The sequence below is a fragment of the Leucobacter chironomi DSM 19883 genome (assembly GCF_000421845.1).
Lineage (GTDB): Bacteria > Actinomycetota > Actinomycetes > Actinomycetales > Microbacteriaceae > Leucobacter > Leucobacter chironomi.
The window spans coordinates 46,216-62,796 of the sequence record NZ_ATXU01000006.1 but is presented as its reverse complement, the minus strand read 5'-3'; the positions used below and the strand labels follow the sequence as shown (position 1 = coordinate 62,796).

Here is a 16,581-nt window from a genome sequence, read left to right as displayed (position 1 = left end):
GCCGGGGCGGACGCGTCCGCCCCGGCCCACCACCCCCCGGCATCCAGCAAAGGAGCTCACATGTCCACGTCCACGGCCGCCGCGCCGAACTCCCACAAACGCGCGCTGAGAGGCGGCATGGCCGCCCTCGTCGGCACCTCGATCGAGTGGTACGACTTCTACGTCTACGCGACCGCGGCAGCGATCATCTTCCCGCACGTCTTCTTCCCCGAGGCCGAACCGGCGCTCGCGACGCTCGCCTCCTTCGGCACCTACGCCGTGGCCTTCTTCATGCGGCCCATCGGCGGTATCGTCTTCGGGCACATCGGCGACAAACTCGGCCGCAAGCCCGCGCTCACGATCACCCTGATCCTGATGGGCGTCGCCACCACCCTCGTGGGCGTGCTGCCCGGCTACGCGACCATCGGCATCTGGGGCCCGATCCTGCTCATCCTGTGCCGCATGGCCCAGGGGCTCGCGGTCGGCGGCGAGTGGGGCGGCGCCAGCCTCATGGCCGTCGAGAGCGCGCCGGCGAAGTGGAAGACGTTCTACGGCGGCTTCACCCAGGTCGGCAACCCGCTCGGCGCGATGATGGCGACCGGCGCGTTCTGGGCGCTCTCGGCGCTCGGCGAGGACGCGCTGCTCAGCTGGGGCTGGCGCGTGCCGTTCCTGTTCAGCATCGTCCTCATCGCCGTCGGCTTCTGGGTGCGCTACCGCGTCGAGGAGACGCCCGTGTTCGAGGCGAAGATCGAGGGGCAGGAGCAGTCGACGCCGCTGCTGTTCGCGCTCAAGAACAACTGGCTGCCGATCCTGCTCGGCTTCTGCATCATCGCGATGTCGTCGGGCGGCTACGTGATCGCCACGACCTTCGTGCAGAACTACGCCGACACCCCCGAGATCGGACTCGACCCCTCGATCATCCTGGGCGCCATGACGATCGCCTCGTTCGTCGAATTTCTCGTCACCCTGCCGATCGCCGCCCTCGGCGACAAGATCGGCGCGAAGACGGTGATGTACCTCGGCATCATCCCGTCGTTCATCGTCATCATCCCGCTGGTGCTCTCGATCCAGGCGAAGAACGTGGGGCTGATCTGGCTCTTCGTGATCCTGATCCGCGTCACGCTGAGCGGCGCCTGGGCTCCGCTCTCGACCCTCATGGCGCAGATGTTCCGCCCGCAGTCGCGCTACACCTCGATGTCGCTCTCCTACGGCATCGGCGCCGCGGTCTGGGGCGGCCTCTCGCCCGCGATCGCGTCGACGCTGCTCATCGTCACCGACGGCAACTTCTGGTCGGTCGTCGCGTTCTTCGGCGTGCTCACCGTGTCGGCGTTCATCGGCGTGCGCTTCGCGCCGCAGCACTCCGACGCGGCCCCGGTCACGGGATCCTTCCGGCCCCGCCTCGACACCACCACGATCGACACGCGGGATCCCCAGACCCCCTAATTTCCCGCTCCACCCCCGCTCCACCCCCGCCGAGAGGCGGATTTCGCCGCAGCATCGCGCGCTCCCGCTGCGAAATCCGCCTCTCGGCGCACAACCCACGAACTCGAGGAACAGCATGGACACCATCCCCAAGCGCACGACCGGCTGGGTCGTCATGGAAACCCTCCGCGGCTACGGCGTCGACACCGTCTTCGGCATCCCCGGCACCCACAACCTCGAGCTCTACCGACCCCTCGGCGCGCTCGGGATCCGCCCCGTCACGACCCGGCACGAGCAGGGCGCGGGCTACGGCGCCGACGGCTGGTCCCTGCAGACCGGCCTGCCCGGCGTCGTCATCACCACGAGCGGCCCGGGTCTGCTCAACGCGCTCTCCGCGGCGGGCACCGCCTACTGCGAGTCGCGCCCGATGATCGTCATCTCGCCCGGCCCCGCGCTCGGAGCCGAGTTCGCGGACGTCGGCACCCTGCACGAGACCAAGGACCAGCTCGGCGCGGCCTCGGCGATCGTCGAGTGGGGGCGCCGCGCGACCTCCGCCGAGGAGGCCGTCGCCGCGATCCACGACGCCTTCGAGCTGTTCGCCACCACCCGCCCCCGCTCCGTCTACCTCGAGATCCCACTCGACGTGCTCGAACAGGAGACCGCGCTGCCCGCCACGGCGACAGCCCCGCGCGAGCCCGCCGCAGCAGCCGAACCCGCGGCCGAGGCCGTCGCGGCGGCCGCCGCGCTGCTCGCCCGCGCCGAACGCCCGGCGATCCTCGCCGGCGGCGGATCGCGCCAGGCAGCTGCGCAGTTGCGCGCGCTCGCGGAGCGGATCGCCGCACCCGTCGTCACCACCCTCAACGCGAAGGGCGTCCTCGACGAGCACCACCCGCTCGCGGTCGGCTCGAACCTGCGGCTCGCCGCGGGGCGTCGGATCGCGCAGGAGGCCGACGTGCTGCTCGTCGTCGGCTCGAAGCTCGGCGAAGCCGAGCTGTGGGTGCCGCGGCTCGACGCCGAGGGCGCCGTGATCCGCGTCGACCTGCTCGCCTCGCAGATCGACAAGAACCAGGCCGCCGAGGTGGGGATCGTGGGCGACGCGGCCACCGCACTCGCCGCGATCCTCCGGGCGCTGCCCGAGGGCGAAGCCGGGGCCGACCGCGCCGAGCTCGCGGCCGCCCGAGTGCGCGAGAGCATCGCCGCCGCGCGCGCCGAGTCCGCCGAGCTGTCGGCCGAGAACACCGCCCTCGCCGAGCGCATCGCGGCCGCGCTGCCGCAGCACGCGATCGTCGCGACCGACTCATCGCAGATCGCCTACTGGGGGCTGCTCAACGCCCTGCGCGTGTCCGAGCCGAACTCCACCCCCTACATGGCCACCTACGCGACGCTCGGCTACGGCCTGCCGGCGGCCCTCGGCAGTCGCATCGCGGCCCCGCACCGCCCCGCCTTCGTGGTGACCGGCGACGGCGCGCTCATGTTCTCGATGAACGAGTTCATCACCGTCATCGAGCAGGGCGAGGACGTCACCGTGATCGTCGTCGACAACGGCGGCTACGCCGAGATCAAGCAGAACGAGGCCGACGCGGGTATCGCGCCGGTCGGCGTCGACCTCGCCCAACCCGACTGGGTCGCGGTCGCCGCGGCGTTCGGCGGCCGCGGCCGCAGCGCCGCCACCCCCCGAGAACTCGCGAACGCCATCGACGCGGCCGTGCACGAGGGCGGCCTGCAGCTGATCCACATCGAGCAGGCCTCCTTCGACCTCGGCGAGGAGGCCGCCGCATGAGCGCCGAAGCCGGGCGACCCCTCGCCGTCTACACCGACATCGACGACACCGACCCCTCGGCCGGCATCCGGCTGCTGGAGGAGCACGGCTTCGAGGTGCGCGTGCTCGGCACCCGCGACCCCGCCGAGATCATCGCGGGCGCGCAGGGCGCCGTCGCGCTTCTGCCCGGCTACGCCGCCGTCACCCGCGAGGTCATCGAGGCGCTGCCGTCGCTCAGGATCGTGTCGCTCATGTCGATGGGCTTCGACTACGTCGACGTCGAGGCCGCGAGCGAGCGCGGCGTCTGGGTGACGAACGTGCCCGGCGCCGCCACCGAAGAGGTCGCCGCGCACGCGCTCGCGATCCTGCTCAGCAGCGTGCGTCAGCTCCCCTTCTACACCGCCTCCGCCACCCCGGCCGACTGGAACGACCGATCCCCCGCTGCGCCTCCCCGCCTCAGCGAAACCACGCTCGGGGTCATCGGGCTCGGCAAGATCGGCCGCGAGCTCGTGCGGCTCGCGGCCCCGCTCTTCGGCGCGATCGTCGGCTACGACCCGATGCTGCCGGACACCCCCGAGGTGCGCGCAGAGCTCGACGCGCTCGGCGTGCGGCGCGCCGGCCTCGACGAGGTGCGCGCGACGGCCGATGTGCTCTCCCTGCACCTGCCGCTCACCCCGGAGACGGAGCGCATGGTCGACGCCGAGTTCCTGGCGGCGATGCCGCGCGGATCCGTGCTCGTGAATGTGTCCCGCGGCGGGCTGATCGACTCGCACGCGCTCGCCGCCGCGCTCGACTCGGGGCAGCTGTCGGGGGCGGCGCTCGACGTGCTCGATCAGGAGCCTCCCGAGCCCGGTCACCCGCTGCTCGGCCGCGACGACGTGGTGCTCACCCCGCACATCGCCTACTTCTCGGCGCGCACCGAGATCGAGTACGTGCGGATCCAGGCGCAGAACGCCGTCTCTCTGCTCGAGACCGGCACGCCGGACTCGCCGGTCAACCACCCGGCGTGATCCATGCCCGCCCGGCCGCCCTGGACTGATCCGGTTCAGCCCAGGGCGGATCCGGCGAGCGCCGAAGCGTAGGCCGGCTGATCCGGGCAGGCCTCGAGCACCCGGCGCATCGCGTCGCCCTCGGCGTCCGTCACCCACAGACCGTACGCGGCCTTCACCGAGATCTGACGGGCCACGTACTCGCAGCGGAAGCCCCGCTCGGGCGGCAGCCACGTCGCGGCGTCGCCGTCACCCTTGCGGGAGTTCGCGGCGCCGTCCACGGCCAGCAGGTTCAGCGGATCGTTGGCGAACGCGATCCGCTGCGCGCCGGTCAGCGCCTGCGCACCCTTCTGCCAGGCGTCCGAGAGTGCGACGACGTGGTCGATCTGCACGGCCTGCGAGCTGAGCTCGCCGCGCACGAAATCGATGCGGGCCCCGGTGTACGGGTCGAGCAGCACCCCCGACAGCACCCGGCAGCGCCCGTCGATGCTGACATCGACGAGGTCTCGGCGCAGCGCGTCGTTGCGGGCGTCGCAGCCGTTGCGATCGGGATCCTTCCAGCCGTCCCCGAAGCCGGCCCGGCGGTCGTAGCCGGTCTTCGGAGCGCGGCCCTTGACGGGGATCGCGTCGAGCACCTCGGCGGCGGTGCGCTCCGCGACGGGTGCGGGCGGCGCTCCGCGGTCCGCACCGGCCGGCCCCTGCGTCTGCGTCTGCGTCTGCGTCTGCCGCAGAGTGCCCGTGCCCGCGTTGGGAGACGCAGAGGATCCGCTGCCCTCCCCCGAGCCCTGCGCGACGAACGCACCGGCCAGGGCGAGCGCGCACACCGCCAGCGCCGCGAGCACCAGCGCGCGCACGCCGCCCCGCGGACCTCTCGCGCCGCCGCGCCGCCGCGCGCCGATCAGCCCTCTCCCCCGAGCGTGCCCGTGAGACGCGAGTGCAGATCGCTCGTGCGCGTATTCATGCCGACCAGCTCGACCCGCTTGCCCAGACGCTCGTACTTCGTCACGACCGCGTCGAGCGCGGCAACCGTCGACGCGTCCCACACGTGCGCCCCCGACATGTCGATCACCACCTGATCAGGGTCGCGCCGATACTCGAACTGGGTGGTGAGATCGTTGCTCGACGCGAAGAACAGCTCGCCCGACACCCGGTAGCGGGCGACCTCGGCCGGGCCCTCGGCGAGCGCGGCGGGCTGCACCTCGCGATCCACCCGCACGAAGTGCGCGACCCGTCGCACGAACAGCACCGACGCCACGAGCACACCGCCGATCACCCCGACAGCGAGATTGTGCGTCGCCACCACCAGCGCCACCGTCGCCAGCATCACGAAGGTCTCGCTCTTCGGCAGGCGCCGCAGAGTCGACGGCGCGATGCTGTGCCAGTCGAACGCCTCGATCGACACCATGATCATCACCGCGACGAGCGCCGCCATGGGAATCATCGCGACGAGATCTCCGAGCAGCACCACGAGCACCAGCAGGAAGACGCCCGCGAGGAAAGTCGAGATGCGGGTGCGCGCGCCCGACGCCTTCACGTTGATCATCGTCTGGCCGATGACCGCGCAGCCCCCCATGCCGCCGAAGCAGCCGGAGAGCAGATTGGCAACGCCCTGCGCCCAGCCCTCGCGCGTCTTGTTCGAGTGGGTGTCGGTGATCTCGTCGACGAGCTTCGCCGTCATCAGCGACTCCATGAGGCCGACGAGCGCCATGGCGAAGGCGTACGGCGCGATCGCCGTGAGCGTGCCCCACTCCAACGGCACCGCCGGGAACACGAGCTCGGGCAGGCTGCGGGGCAGCTCGCCCTGATCTCCCACCGTGGGCACATTGATCGCGCAGACCACCACGACGACGGTCACCACGATCACCGACACGAGCGGTGCGGGCACGGCCCGGGTGATCCGCGGCATGATGAGCAGGATCAAGATCCCGCCCGCCACGAGCGGATACACCGACCACGGCACGCCGATCAGCTGCGGCAGCTGCGCGATGAACACGAGAATCGCGAGCGAGTTCACGAAGCCGACCATCACACTGCGCGGGATGAACCGCATCAGCTTCGCCACGCCCAGCGCGGCGAGCAGGATCTGGATCACCCCCGCCAGCAGCACCGTCGCGATGAGGTACTCCGGCCCGTGCTCGCGCACCACGGGCGCCACGACGAGCGCGACCGCGCCCGTCGCGGCCGTGATCATGGCGGGCCGCCCGCCGAGGAACGCGATGCTCGTCGCCATGATGAACGACGAGAGCAGCCCCATGCGAGGATCCACGCCCGCGATCACCGAGAACGCGATGGCCTCCGGGATCAGCGCGAGCGCGACGACGACCCCGGCCAGCACCTCCCTCGTGAGCAGGCGCGGGCTGCGCAGCGCGGTCAGCACGGAGGGGTCGGGTCGATATCGGGCGCGCTCATCGGCGGCCGCCTGGGGTGCGGTCACTGCGGTTCGGTTCCTTCGGGGCTCACGCCCGGGCTACGCCGAGCGTCGGCGCGCCCGGTTCAGGAGCAGCATAGCGGCGCCGATCGCGAGCAGCACAGCGGCGAGCGCGACACGGGTCATTCACTCATGCGGATGGGATAGGCTCGGCCCACAATCCACCCCCGAACCGTCGGGGCTTCTGGGAGGTGGCGATGCCCGGAGTCGCAGACATCATCATCGTGCTGCTGCTGATCATCGGGCTCACGGCCGGGTTCCGCGCCGGGCTGTTCTCCTCGCTCGGCATGACGCTCGGGCTGATCGCCGGGGCTGCGGCGTCGCCGTGGGTGCTGCCGATGATCGCGCGCGAACTCCCCGAGACCGGCTGGCGCAGCACGGCGGTGATCGTATCGGCCGGGCTGCTGCTCGCCGTCGGAGGCGGCATCGGGGCGAGCATCGGATCGCTCGTCAAGCGAGGAGCCGACCGGAGCCGCCTGCGCCCCCTCGACCGTCTGCTCGGAGGAGCCGTCGGCCTGCTCGCCGCCGTCACCTCGGTCGCGCTGATCGGCTCCGCGGTCGCGGCCTCCGGGATGCCCGGGGTGTCCTCCACTGTCGCGTCGTCGTCGATGCTGTCCTTCATCGAGCGCGTCACCCCCGATCCGCTCGTCACCGCCATGTCGCGCCTGCACGCCGCAGTGCTGGGAGACACGGTGCTGCCCACGATCGACGGGCTCATCGACGAGTCACTCGTGCTCGCCGCCCCCGACCCCTCCCGTATCGACACCGACGATCCCGCGCTCGCCGCCGCGGCGGCCTCCGTCGCCCGCGTCTCGGGCGTCGCCTATGGCTGCGGCACGATGCCCACGGGCAGCGGATTCGTGGTGGCGGAGGATCGCATCGTCACCAACGCGCACGTCGTCGCCGGCATCGGCACGCCCCTCATCGAGCTGCCCGGCGAGCCCGCCCGCGACGGCCGCATCGTCTACTTCGACCCGGTCGCCGATCTCGCCGTCGTCGCAGCCGACGTCGACGCCGCGCCGCTGCCGCTCGACGACTCGCTCGCGCCCGGCGACGTCGGGGCGGTGCAGGGTTACCCGCGCGGCGGCCCGTTCCGCACCGTGGCGGCCGGCCTGCTCGCGACCGGCTCGACGACGGTTCCCGACATCTCCGGCGCCGGAGGCGCCCCCCGCCAGGTGCACACCCTCTCCGCCGACGTGCAACCGGGCAACTCCGGCGGGCCGCTGCTCACCGAGGCCGGGGCCGTCGCCGGAGTCGTGTTCGCCCGCGACGCAGTGCGCCCCGGTATCGGCTACGCGATGACCCTCGCCGAACTGCTGCCCGTGCTCGCGACGCTCGACGCCTCCGCCGATCCCGCTGCGGTGTCGTCGGGGCAGTGCGTGGGGTAGGGGTGTGTCTGCCCCACGTCTGCCCCACCTCTGCCCCAGGTGACCCTCTCATCAGCGAAGTCAGGTCGGCCGAACGCGCCCACCCCGGAAACGTAAAAGGCGGGGCCGATCGCTGATTTCTCACCGATCGGCCCCGCCTTTGTCGTGGTGGATCTGAGGGGAATCGAACCCCTGACCTTCTCATTGCGAACGAGACGCGCTACCAACTGCGCCACAGACCCTGACAGCGATCAACTGTAGCAGCCGCTGGGCTGGGAAGTGAAATCGACACCCCTGCTCCCCACGAGGGATCCCCACGAGCACGCGCGAGAGGCGGGGAAGCACTCGTGAAGCGCCCGAGCAGAGCTGGAGCTCTTTGCGAGGGGGTCGAAAGGCGGATATGGCATGCGATGGCGGCGCGCGCCATGCGAAATCCGCCTTTCGATGGGCGCCACAGGGGCAGGGCAGCAAGGCAGCAGGGCACGAGGCGCCAGGGGCGGGCAGCTCGCGGTCGGGGACAGAGCAGCTCGCGGTCGCGCGACGAAGCAGCCGCCCCCGCGAAAAACCTAGCTCGCGTTGCGGCGACGGCGCAGTGCGGCGTCGAGGTCGGGCATGCCCTGGCTGGTGTCCCCGATCACGCCCATCTGCTGCAGTCGCTCTCGGGCGGCCTGCTCCTGGGCGCTCTTCGAGGCACCGGGCGTGCGGCGTGCGGCCCGGCGGGCTTCGCCGGCCTCCCGCGCGGTGAGCGGCGCGGAGGGCCTTGCGGGGATGGCGCTGCTCGCGGCCGCCTCGGCACCCGCGCCCGAGGCTCCAGCAGTACCCGAGGCGCCAGCGGCACCAGCAGCGCCAGCACCATCCGCAGCGCCCGCCCCGGTCTGGCCCGCACCCCGCGCCGCGCTCACCTGCGCGCGCGCCTCGCGCAGCAGGATCGAGTCGGTCTGGTTCTCGCGGGTTGCGGGACGCTCGGCGCGGGCGCGGGCCAGTGCGCGAGCCCGGTCGATGCGCTCGGCTGCGGCGCGCTGCGCGGCGGCGTGGGCCGCTGCCGAGCGCTCGGTCTCGCCGGTCGCGGCGGGTGCCTCGGCGATGGTCGATGCGGGCTCGGGTGCGGTCTGCACTGCGACCCGTTCGGCCTCGATCGAGCGCACGCGAGCCCGGCCGGGGGCGAGCAGCACGAGCGCGCCCAGCGAGGCGGCGAAGACGAGGCCGCTCCAGATCAGGATCGCGACGCCGCTGCCGGCGGTCGCGAGCCCCGCTCCGACGAGGGCGCCGAGCAGTCCGATGAGGGCTCCGAGCGCGGAGAGGGCGCGCACGCGGCGCACCAGGGGCTTGCGCAGTTTGGCGGCCCGCTGCGCGGCGGCCTGCTTGCGCTGCATCTGCTGGGCGCGGATCTCGGCGCGCACCTGTTCGGCGCGGGCTTCGGCGAGCTTCGCCTCGCGTTCGGCTTCCTGCCGTTTCTGGGCGGTGCGCAGCAGTTTCTCGTGGGCGAGAGCCTCACGGGCGGTGGCCTCCAGGTGCAGCTCCTGCGGCACCTCCGAGGTTTCGGCCAGGACGCGGAGGGTGCGCTGCAGGCGCACGGCGTTGCGCTCCGCGCTGCGGAACTCGCGGCGCCGGATCCAGGCGGGGACCAGCACGGCGGCCCAGAGCAGTGCGGCCACCACGAAGATCACGCCGCCACCCAGTACCCCGCCAGTCATGGGCCTCACTGTACGGCGTTCGCGGAGCGCACGGCACCCGGCGCGCCGTGATCCCGCAATCGCCTAGCGCAGGCGGTGGAGCAGCCCGTCGGGGGCTTCCTCGCGGGTGACGGCGTAGCATTCGTGATCGCGCCAGGCACCGTCGATGTGGATGTACGAGGCGCGCCGGCCCTCGTATCGCAGCCCGAGCTTCTCGACCACGCGCAGGGAGGCGGAGTTCTCGGGACGGATGCAGATCTCGACCCGGTGCAGCCCCAGTTCGGAGAAGAGGTACTCGACGGTCATCGCGACGGCGGCCGGCGCCGCCCCCTGCCCCGCGACATGCTGCGAGACCCAATAGCCGATCTGGGCCGACTGCAGTGCGCCGCCGCTGATCTCGGACACGCTCAGCTGCCCCACGACTTTTCCGTCGAGCAGCACTACGAACGGCAGGCCGCTGCCGGCGCGCAACTGCCGGCGCAGCAGACGCACCGTCGGTCGCATCGATACGGTGCCCGGGGTGACCCCCCTTCCCGCGGGGTGGGTCGCCTCCCACCGCTGCAGCCAGCCGCGGTTCTCGGCGAGCAGCGCGCGCAGCGGCTCCGCGTCGCGGCTGCGGATCACCCTCAGCTCGACGCGGCCGGCGCGCAGCGGCGGCGGCTCCTCGATCGGGCGACCGAGCGGCATGTCTCAGCCGTTGGAGTTGCGAGCGCGGAGGCGGTCGGCGAAGTCGATGATCCAGCTGGAGATCTCTTCGCCGAGCTCTTCGTGATCGACGCCGAGCAGCACGTTCGCCTTGATCCAGTCGGCGCGGTCTCCGGTGTCGTAGCGGCGGCCGCGGAACACGACGCCGTAGACGGGGCCGTCGCCTTTGCCCTCGGCGAGGTGGTTGAGCGCGTCGGTGAGCTGGATCTCGCCGCCTCGGCCGGGCTCGAGGCCGTCGAGCACGTCGAATATCTCGGGGCGCAGCACGTAGCGGCCGATGATGGCGAGGTTGGAGGGCGCTTCCTCTGCCGACGGCTTCTCGACGAGGCGGGTGATGCGCACCACGTCGGGGTCGTCGGTCGCTTCGACGGCGGCGCAGCCGTAGAGGTGGATCGACTCCTGCGGCACCTCCATGAGCGCGATCACGGTGGCATTGCGCTTGTCGTGCTCTTCGATCATGCGGTCGAGCAGCGGATCGCGGGCGTCGATGAGGTCGTCGCCGAGCAGCACCGCGAACGATTCTTCGCCGACGTGGCGGCGGGCGCAGGCGACGGCGTGCCCGAGGCCGAGGGGCTGGCCCTGGCGCAGGAAGTGGATCTCGGCGAGTTCGCTCGACTCGTGCACCTTGCGCAGCTTGTTCTGGTCGCCCTTCTGTTCGAGCGTGCGCTCGAGCTCGGGGACGCTGTCGAAGTGGTTCGAGAGGTTGCCCTTGTTGCGTCCGGTGATCACCAGCACGTCGTCCAGCCCGGCGGCGACGGCCTCTTCGACCACGTACTGGATCGCCGGCTTGTCGACGATCGGCAGCATCTCCTTGGGCGTCGCCTTGGTGGCGGGCAGGAACCGCGTTCCGAGGCCGGCGGCGGGAATGACCGCCTTGGTCACTGAGCTACGGGCGGGCTGAGTATCAGTCATGACGGCCAGCCTAGCCCCAGGCGCAACCGCGGCAAAGTCGCCAGTCCGGGGTCTTCCTGAGAGCTGCGACGCGTCTCCCCGCGGGCCTCTAAGCTGGCTCGCATGGGGTTCGGAGCCGCCGAGGCGATCGCGCAGCAGAAGTGGCATGTGCGCGAGGAGGTGCGCCGTCGCCGCGTCGGCATGGAGGCGGAGGAGCGGCTGCGAGCGAAGGATGCGCTCACCGATCACCTCGTGTCGCTGGTTCGGGATCGCGGCGCCTCGACGGTCTCCTGCTACGTGCCGCTGCCCGGCGAGCCCGACACCTCTGGTTTCCTGGACTGGGCGCACGATGCCGGTGTGGAGGTGCTGCTGCCGGTCTCGCTGCCCGGGAGCCGCCTCGCCTGGACTCGCTCCGACGGCTCGCCCCTCGTCCCCGGACGGCACGGCATCCTCGAGCCGAGCGGCGAGCAGCTGCCCGCGTCGGCCGCCGCCGGGCTCGATCTCATGCTGCTCCCGGCCTGCGCGGTCGATCTGCGGGGCACCCGTCTCGGCTGGGGCCTCGGCTACTTCGACCGCTGCCTGTCCGAACTGGATCGCCGACCGCCGCTCTTCGCCGTCGTGCACGAGGCCGAGGTGCTGCCGGCGCTGCCGGGCGAACTCCACGACATCCCTGTCGACGGCGTCGTCACCCCGGAGGCGATCCGCCTCTTCCCCCGCTGACGCGTCCGCCGCTGATCCGCTTCACGCCCACGCGGCAGCTCTCACGAAATCCGGGTCACTTTTGGCCGCGTGTCGCCGCACGACACGGCCAGAAGTGACCCCTATCCCTGCAGAGGGCATCGCGGCGCCAGCCGTCCCGGCCCCTCAGCCGCGGACGGTAGAATCATCTCTCGTGCCTACCTATGCCTACCGCTGCGCCGACTGCGAGCACGCCTTCGACATCTACCAGTCCTTCTCCGACTCCGCGCTGACCGAGTGCCCGGAGTGCGGCGGCAAGCTGCGCAAGGTGTTCGGCTCGCTGGGCGTGACCTTCAACGGTTCGGGCTTCTACCGCACCGACTCCCGCTCGGGCGGATCGGGGTCGGCTGGCGGATCGGGCTCCGCGTCCTCATCCAGCTCGTCGTCGACGCCCTCGAAGTCCTCGTCCGGCTCCTGACCGGGGCGGCGAAGGCCTTACCCCCAGTGGGGCGGGCGGTCGCCGAGCAGTCTGGCGTCGTTCTCGCGCTCCGAGCGTTGTTCGGTCGGCGGGTCGTAGGGTTCGGGGTCGCTGCCCTCCGGTGCGGGGCGGCTTGCCCGCCGTCGGCGCTTCACCGCCGCGTCGGCAGGCGCACCTGGCTCGTCAGACGCGCTCGACGCACGCTCGGCGCCCTCGTCCGGCCCACCGGGCGCGGCGTCGCGGGATCCCGGTTCGCCGATCACGCCGGCTCGGCCTCGCCCTCGTCGTAGCCGACGATGCGCGCGATGCGCAGCGCCACCTCGTCGGGGTCGGCGAACAGGTCGAAGCTGTGCACGCGGTGGTAGTGCCAGCCGAGGCGGCGCAGCACGGCCGGGCGCAGGCGCAGCGTGTCGCGCAGGCTGTCGCCGCCGTCGACACCGCCCAGGTCGAGGTCGATCGCGATCGCGCGGTCGCCGAAGGAGGCGGCCAGCGGGATCACGCCGCGGTAGTCGATCGCCACCGAGAAGCCCATCGCTTCGAGCCTGTCGGCCAGCTCGCCCATCATCGGGTCGCGCTCGGCCGGCAGGGCCGGCGCCTCGGGCTCGGGATGCTCGAAGGCGAGCAGCTCGGCGAGTTCGACGACGCCGTGCTTGATGCGATTGGTGTCGAGGTGCTCGGGCTTGAAGCAGCTCACGATCGTCATCGCACGGCGGGCGCGGGTCATTGCGACGGCGAGCAGCCGCTCGCCCCCGGGACGGCCGAGGCCGCCGAAGTTCGACAGCACGCGTCCGTGCGGAGTGCGGCCGTAGCCGATCGAGAAGATCACGCGGTCACGGCTCTGCGCGGTCGCCTGCTCGAGGGTGAGCACAGCGAAGGGCTCTGCCCGCTCCCCCAGCAGGAACTCCCGATACTGCGGGAACTTCGAGAACGCCTGCAGCACCGCCTGGCAGACGCGCACGGCGTGCCGCTCGCTCGCGGTGATCACCATGAGCGATTCGCGAGGGCGGTCGCTCGCGTGCTCGAGCACGAGCTGCACCACGCGGTCGACCTCGGCGTCGGTGCTCTCGACCGCGCCCGTCTGCTGGTCGGGCAACCCCTGGCCGCCGGGCACGAACTCGTAGGTGAGGCTCGAGTGACCGAGGAAGCTGCCCGCCCAGGGCAGGGTCTGGATCGCGCCGTCGTAGAAGCGGCTGTTGACGAGGTTCGTGAGATCCTCGCCGCCCGCGCGGTAGCTGCGGGTCAGGGTGAGCGTCGGAAGCACTTCGCCCAGCTGTGCGAAAGCAGAGCTGCGGTGCAGCGCGTCGACGTCGGTCACGGCGTCCTCCCCGTCGCCGGGCACCCCGCCGACCGGAATCTCGAAGGCCGACGGCGTCTGCGTCATGGTGTCGCCGAAGGCGACCACCTGATCGGCGCGGCGGATCGCACCCAGGTTCTCGACGAGCGTCGTCGCACCCGCGTCGACGAGCAGCGCGGTGTCGAAGCGCATCGTGTCGGGCAGCTGCGCCACCTCGTAGGGCGACATCACCCAGACGGGTGCGAGCACGCTCAGCAGGTTCGGGGATCGCTGCGCGAGCGCCGCAGGAGAGACGTAGCCGCTGCGCAGCGCCTCGCGCAAGGCCAGGGCCTCCTGCTTGTGGTCGAGCACGGCCACGCGCCAGGCGTCGGCGAGCGAGCCGGCGAGCAGCGAGCCGTTCGCACCGGCGTGCGCGTCGTCCACGAGCCGGAAGTCGGCCTCCAGCCGCTCGATCACGCTCGTGTTGGCGCTGAGCAGGGCCTGGTTGGTCTGCAGCATGCGCTCCAGCACCGACTGCCACCACGCGAGCTCGAGCTCGGACGCGACGTCCTCGGCGGGCACGTGGCGGGCCGAGAGGTCGTCGAGCAGCGGCTCGAGGTGGGCGGCGCGCATGCGCTCGACGATGGTGGTGCGCTCCTGGATGTTCTGCAGCACCTCGGACTCGCGGGCGAGGTCGGAGATGCGGTGCGCGAGACGGCCGAGCGTCAAGTTCTTCAGGCGATCCGCATCGCCCGTCGTGCCGAGCACCCGGTCGAGCTCGTCGAGATCCTGGTAGGCCGACTGGAACGCGACGACCACGTCGGCGATGCCGAGCGGCACCTCGGGCCGGGCGCCCACCACCGTGGTGTAGCGCTGCCAGAGCACGCGCTGCTGCTGGATCTGCACGAGACGCGAGTACATGTCGGTGATGTGCACGCCGGGGCGCACGTACTCGCGGGCGAGCTTGCGCAGCCGCCGCTTGTTGGCCGACGACATCTCGTCGCCGCCGCGCGGCGCGTGCGCCGCGATCACCTCGGTGAGGGAACGGTCGTAGACCTGAGGGGTGAAGCGGTCGAGCGTGTCTCGGATGCCCATGAGCAGCCGCAGGTAGACGCCCAGTTCGGCGACGGTGTCGTAGGGCCGCATGGAGGTCTGGCCGATGACCTCGTTCGCCATCGAGATGAGACGCGGCAGCTGCGATTCGGCGAGGTCGACGGCGAGGCCGTAGGCGGTGCGCGCCTCCTCGGTCGTCGTGAAGCTCACGCCGTACCAGGGCGAGTCCTCGGGGCCGTACTGGAACTGGCCGAGCCGGGCCACCTCGGTGAGCGCCTCCGCGACCGATGAGCGGTCGAGCGTGAGCTGGCCGAGGGCCTGGTCGTCGAGGCGCACGGTGGTGCTCGGCGGGCGCTCGTCGAGGGCGAGCACGGTGAGGCGGCGCAGCGCGTCGAGCGGGGAGACGCCGTAGCGCTGATCGGTGGTCGAGAGGGCCCGCTGGTAGTCGAGCAGCACGCCGCGCAGGCGGGTGAGCGCCTCGTCGACATCGCGCAGCTGCTCGCCGCGCGCGTTCTCGTTGCGGCTGATGGCTTCGACGAGGTTGCGGCGCAGACGGCGCGGTGTCACGGCGAGACCGGCGAGACCGGCCCGGGTGAGACGGTGCGTGATGCCATCGAGCGCGGCGCGGCGCGGCGACACGACCAGCACGCGCTTGCCGGCGCGCACGAGGTTGCCGATCGCGTTCACCACGGTCTGGGTGCCGCCCGTGCCGGGCAGGGTGTGCACCACGAGCGAGTGGCCGGCGTCGATCTGCGCGAGCACGTCCTCCTGCTCGACGTCGGCGTCGTAGAGGTTGCGATCGGTGTCCGGCGCGCGCTCGTCCGGCGGCGTCGGGCTCACGGGTCGGTAGGCCTCCGCGAGGCGACGGGCGGCGGGCTCGCTGCCGCAGATCGCGGCGAGGATCGGCGAGTCGAGATCCTTCGCGTCGGCCACCATGCGCTGCGACACGTTGTGGAACGATGACACCACGAGCCGCGGCTGCACGACGAAGCCGGGCACGCCGGCCGCCATCTGGCGCAGCCGGTCGATCACGGGCTGCGGCTTGAAGACGCCCTCCGACTGGGAGAGCTCGATGAGCGCGCGGGCGTCGACGACGATGCCGAACTGCTCGCGCAGCGCGCGGATCAGCTCGGAGTTGACGACGGGGAACTGCTTGAGCTTGAGCTCGAAGTCGCGGCCGTAGCGGCGGATCGCGAGGGGGCGCAGCAGGATCGGGGCGCAGAACTCCTCACCCTCGAAGCTCCACTTGGCGATGCCCACTCCGAGGTTGACGGTCTCGAGGCCGCGCACGGTGCGCATCTCGATCGCCTTGTCGGTGACGCGCGCGGCGGCGGCGCGCGCGTGGCGCAGCGCGAGATCGTCGCGGATCAGGGCCGACAGCAGGATCTTGTTGCCGGTGATGAACTGCGGCAGGCCACCGGGGTGCGTCGTGGAGAGCTCGATGCGATTGGCGGGCCGGTCGTCGAAGTGGAGCAGCGGGTTGCGTCCGCCGATGCGGGCGAGCGCGTCGCGCCACTCGGCGTGCTCGTCGGCGTAGGCGTCGACGAGCGAGACGGGGCCGGTCAGCTGGGCTGCGAGATCTGCGGCGGGAGGCGCGGAATCGTGCGCGGGATCGTGCGCTTTCGCAAGGGAGCCCTCGTTCTGAGGCAGCGCGACCTCAGCGGCCGCCTCATCCGGCGCGCCCTTGCCGCGACCATTGGCACCGTTCTGCCGTCGCCGATCTACACTCCACACACGGCCACCCTAAGCGGACCCGCCGAGAATCCCCGCAACCCGGGCGGTGTTTCGTCGCGCGGTCGCGCGTCGAGTCGGCCAGCCTCAGACTCAGCGCGAGGTCTCGGGGCTCACCGATGTTTCGGACCGCTCCGCGGGGTGCGGATCCGAAA

At 71.8% G+C, this 16,581-nt stretch carries 13 protein-coding genes and 1 tRNA gene; 6 read left to right on the top strand and 8 right to left on the bottom strand.

Going from position 1 to position 16,581, the window contains the following annotated elements:
• Nucleotides 1–60: 60 nt before the first annotated feature.
• The 3 genes from H629_RS0107915 (at nucleotide 61) to H629_RS0107900 (ending at nucleotide 4,170) form a co-directional block, all read left to right on the top strand.
• Nucleotides 61–1,422: an MFS transporter gene (locus H629_RS0107915; RefSeq protein ID WP_024356746.1), complete on the top strand. Its 1,362-nt coding sequence runs from the start codon at nucleotides 61–63 to the stop codon at nucleotides 1,420–1,422.
• 115 nt (nucleotides 1,423–1,537) lie between these two features.
• The gene (locus tag H629_RS0107905; protein WP_024356745.1) at nucleotides 1,538–3,181 is read left to right on the top strand and encodes a thiamine pyrophosphate-dependent enzyme; all 1,644 of its coding nucleotides are present in this window, start codon (nucleotides 1,538–1,540) and stop codon (nucleotides 3,179–3,181) included.
• Nucleotides 3,178–4,170 (top strand): C-terminal binding protein, encoded by a 993-nt coding sequence (locus H629_RS0107900; RefSeq protein WP_024356744.1) that lies wholly within the window; start codon nucleotides 3,178–3,180, stop codon nucleotides 4,168–4,170. Before H629_RS0107905 ends, H629_RS0107900 begins: the two co-directional genes overlap by 4 nt.
• Nucleotides 4,171–4,205: 35 nt before the next feature.
• Here the strand turns inward: H629_RS0107900 and H629_RS0107895 are convergent, their stop codons facing one another.
• Complete coding sequence (locus tag H629_RS0107895; RefSeq protein WP_024356743.1) at nucleotides 4,206–5,003, bottom strand: HNH endonuclease family protein; 798 nt, start codon at nucleotides 5,001–5,003, stop codon at nucleotides 4,206–4,208.
• A 44-nt stretch (nucleotides 5,004–5,047) separates the two neighbouring features.
• A complete protein-coding gene (locus tag H629_RS0107890) occupies nucleotides 5,048–6,583 on the bottom strand; it encodes a SulP family inorganic anion transporter (protein ID WP_024356742.1) in 1,536 nt (511 codons plus the stop codon).
• Nucleotides 6,584–6,774: 191 nt separating this feature from the next.
• Between H629_RS0107890 and H629_RS0107880 the strand changes: the two genes are divergently transcribed.
• The gene (locus tag H629_RS0107880) at nucleotides 6,775–7,965 is read left to right on the top strand and encodes a MarP family serine protease (RefSeq protein WP_024356741.1); all 1,191 of its coding nucleotides are present in this window, start codon (nucleotides 6,775–6,777) and stop codon (nucleotides 7,963–7,965) included.
• Between the two features lie 145 nt (nucleotides 7,966–8,110).
• Here the strand turns inward: H629_RS0107880 and H629_RS0107875 are convergent.
• The 4 genes from H629_RS0107875 to galU all read right to left on the bottom strand — a co-directional run bounded on the left by H629_RS0107875 (nucleotide 8,111) and on the right by galU (nucleotide 11,234).
• Nucleotides 8,111–8,186, bottom strand: a tRNA-Ala gene (locus H629_RS0107875).
• A gap of 324 nt (nucleotides 8,187–8,510) precedes the next feature.
• On the bottom strand, nucleotides 8,511–9,638 hold the full coding sequence (locus H629_RS14540; protein WP_152485682.1) for a hypothetical protein: 1,128 nt from the start codon (nucleotides 9,636–9,638) through the stop codon (nucleotides 8,511–8,513).
• 63 nt (nucleotides 9,639–9,701) lie between these two features.
• Nucleotides 9,702–10,304, bottom strand: a complete 603-nt coding sequence (locus H629_RS0107865) for a GNAT family N-acetyltransferase (protein WP_029746732.1) — start codon at nucleotides 10,302–10,304, stop codon at nucleotides 9,702–9,704.
• A 3-nt stretch (nucleotides 10,305–10,307) separates the two neighbouring features.
• Nucleotides 10,308–11,234, bottom strand: coding sequence for a UTP--glucose-1-phosphate uridylyltransferase GalU (galU, locus tag H629_RS0107860; RefSeq protein ID WP_024356740.1), 927 nt, complete (start codon nucleotides 11,232–11,234; stop codon nucleotides 10,308–10,310).
• Nucleotides 11,235–11,336: 102 nt separating this feature from the next.
• Here galU and H629_RS0107855 point away from each other — a divergent pair, with 102 nt between their 5' ends.
• On the top strand, nucleotides 11,337–11,933 hold the full coding sequence (locus H629_RS0107855; protein WP_024356739.1) for a 5-formyltetrahydrofolate cyclo-ligase: 597 nt from the start codon (nucleotides 11,337–11,339) through the stop codon (nucleotides 11,931–11,933).
• A 172-nt stretch (nucleotides 11,934–12,105) separates the two neighbouring features.
• Nucleotides 12,106–12,369, top strand: a complete 264-nt coding sequence (locus tag H629_RS0107850; RefSeq protein ID WP_024356738.1) for an FmdB family zinc ribbon protein — start codon at nucleotides 12,106–12,108, stop codon at nucleotides 12,367–12,369.
• A 17-nt stretch (nucleotides 12,370–12,386) separates the two neighbouring features.
• On the opposite strand, the gene H629_RS0107845 is transcribed toward H629_RS0107850, so the two are convergent.
• Both H629_RS0107845 and H629_RS0107840 read right to left on the bottom strand, forming a co-directional pair.
• Nucleotides 12,387–12,632 carry a hypothetical protein gene (locus H629_RS0107845; protein ID WP_024356737.1) on the bottom strand — a complete coding sequence of 82 codons (246 nt, stop codon included), beginning with the start codon at nucleotides 12,630–12,632 and terminating at the stop codon, nucleotides 12,387–12,389.
• The gene (locus H629_RS0107840) at nucleotides 12,629–16,429 is read right to left on the bottom strand and encodes an ATPase AAA (protein WP_024356736.1); all 3,801 of its coding nucleotides are present in this window, start codon (nucleotides 16,427–16,429) and stop codon (nucleotides 12,629–12,631) included. The genes H629_RS0107845 and H629_RS0107840 overlap by 4 nt, the downstream gene beginning before the upstream one ends.
• Nucleotides 16,430–16,581 lie beyond the last annotated feature (152 nt).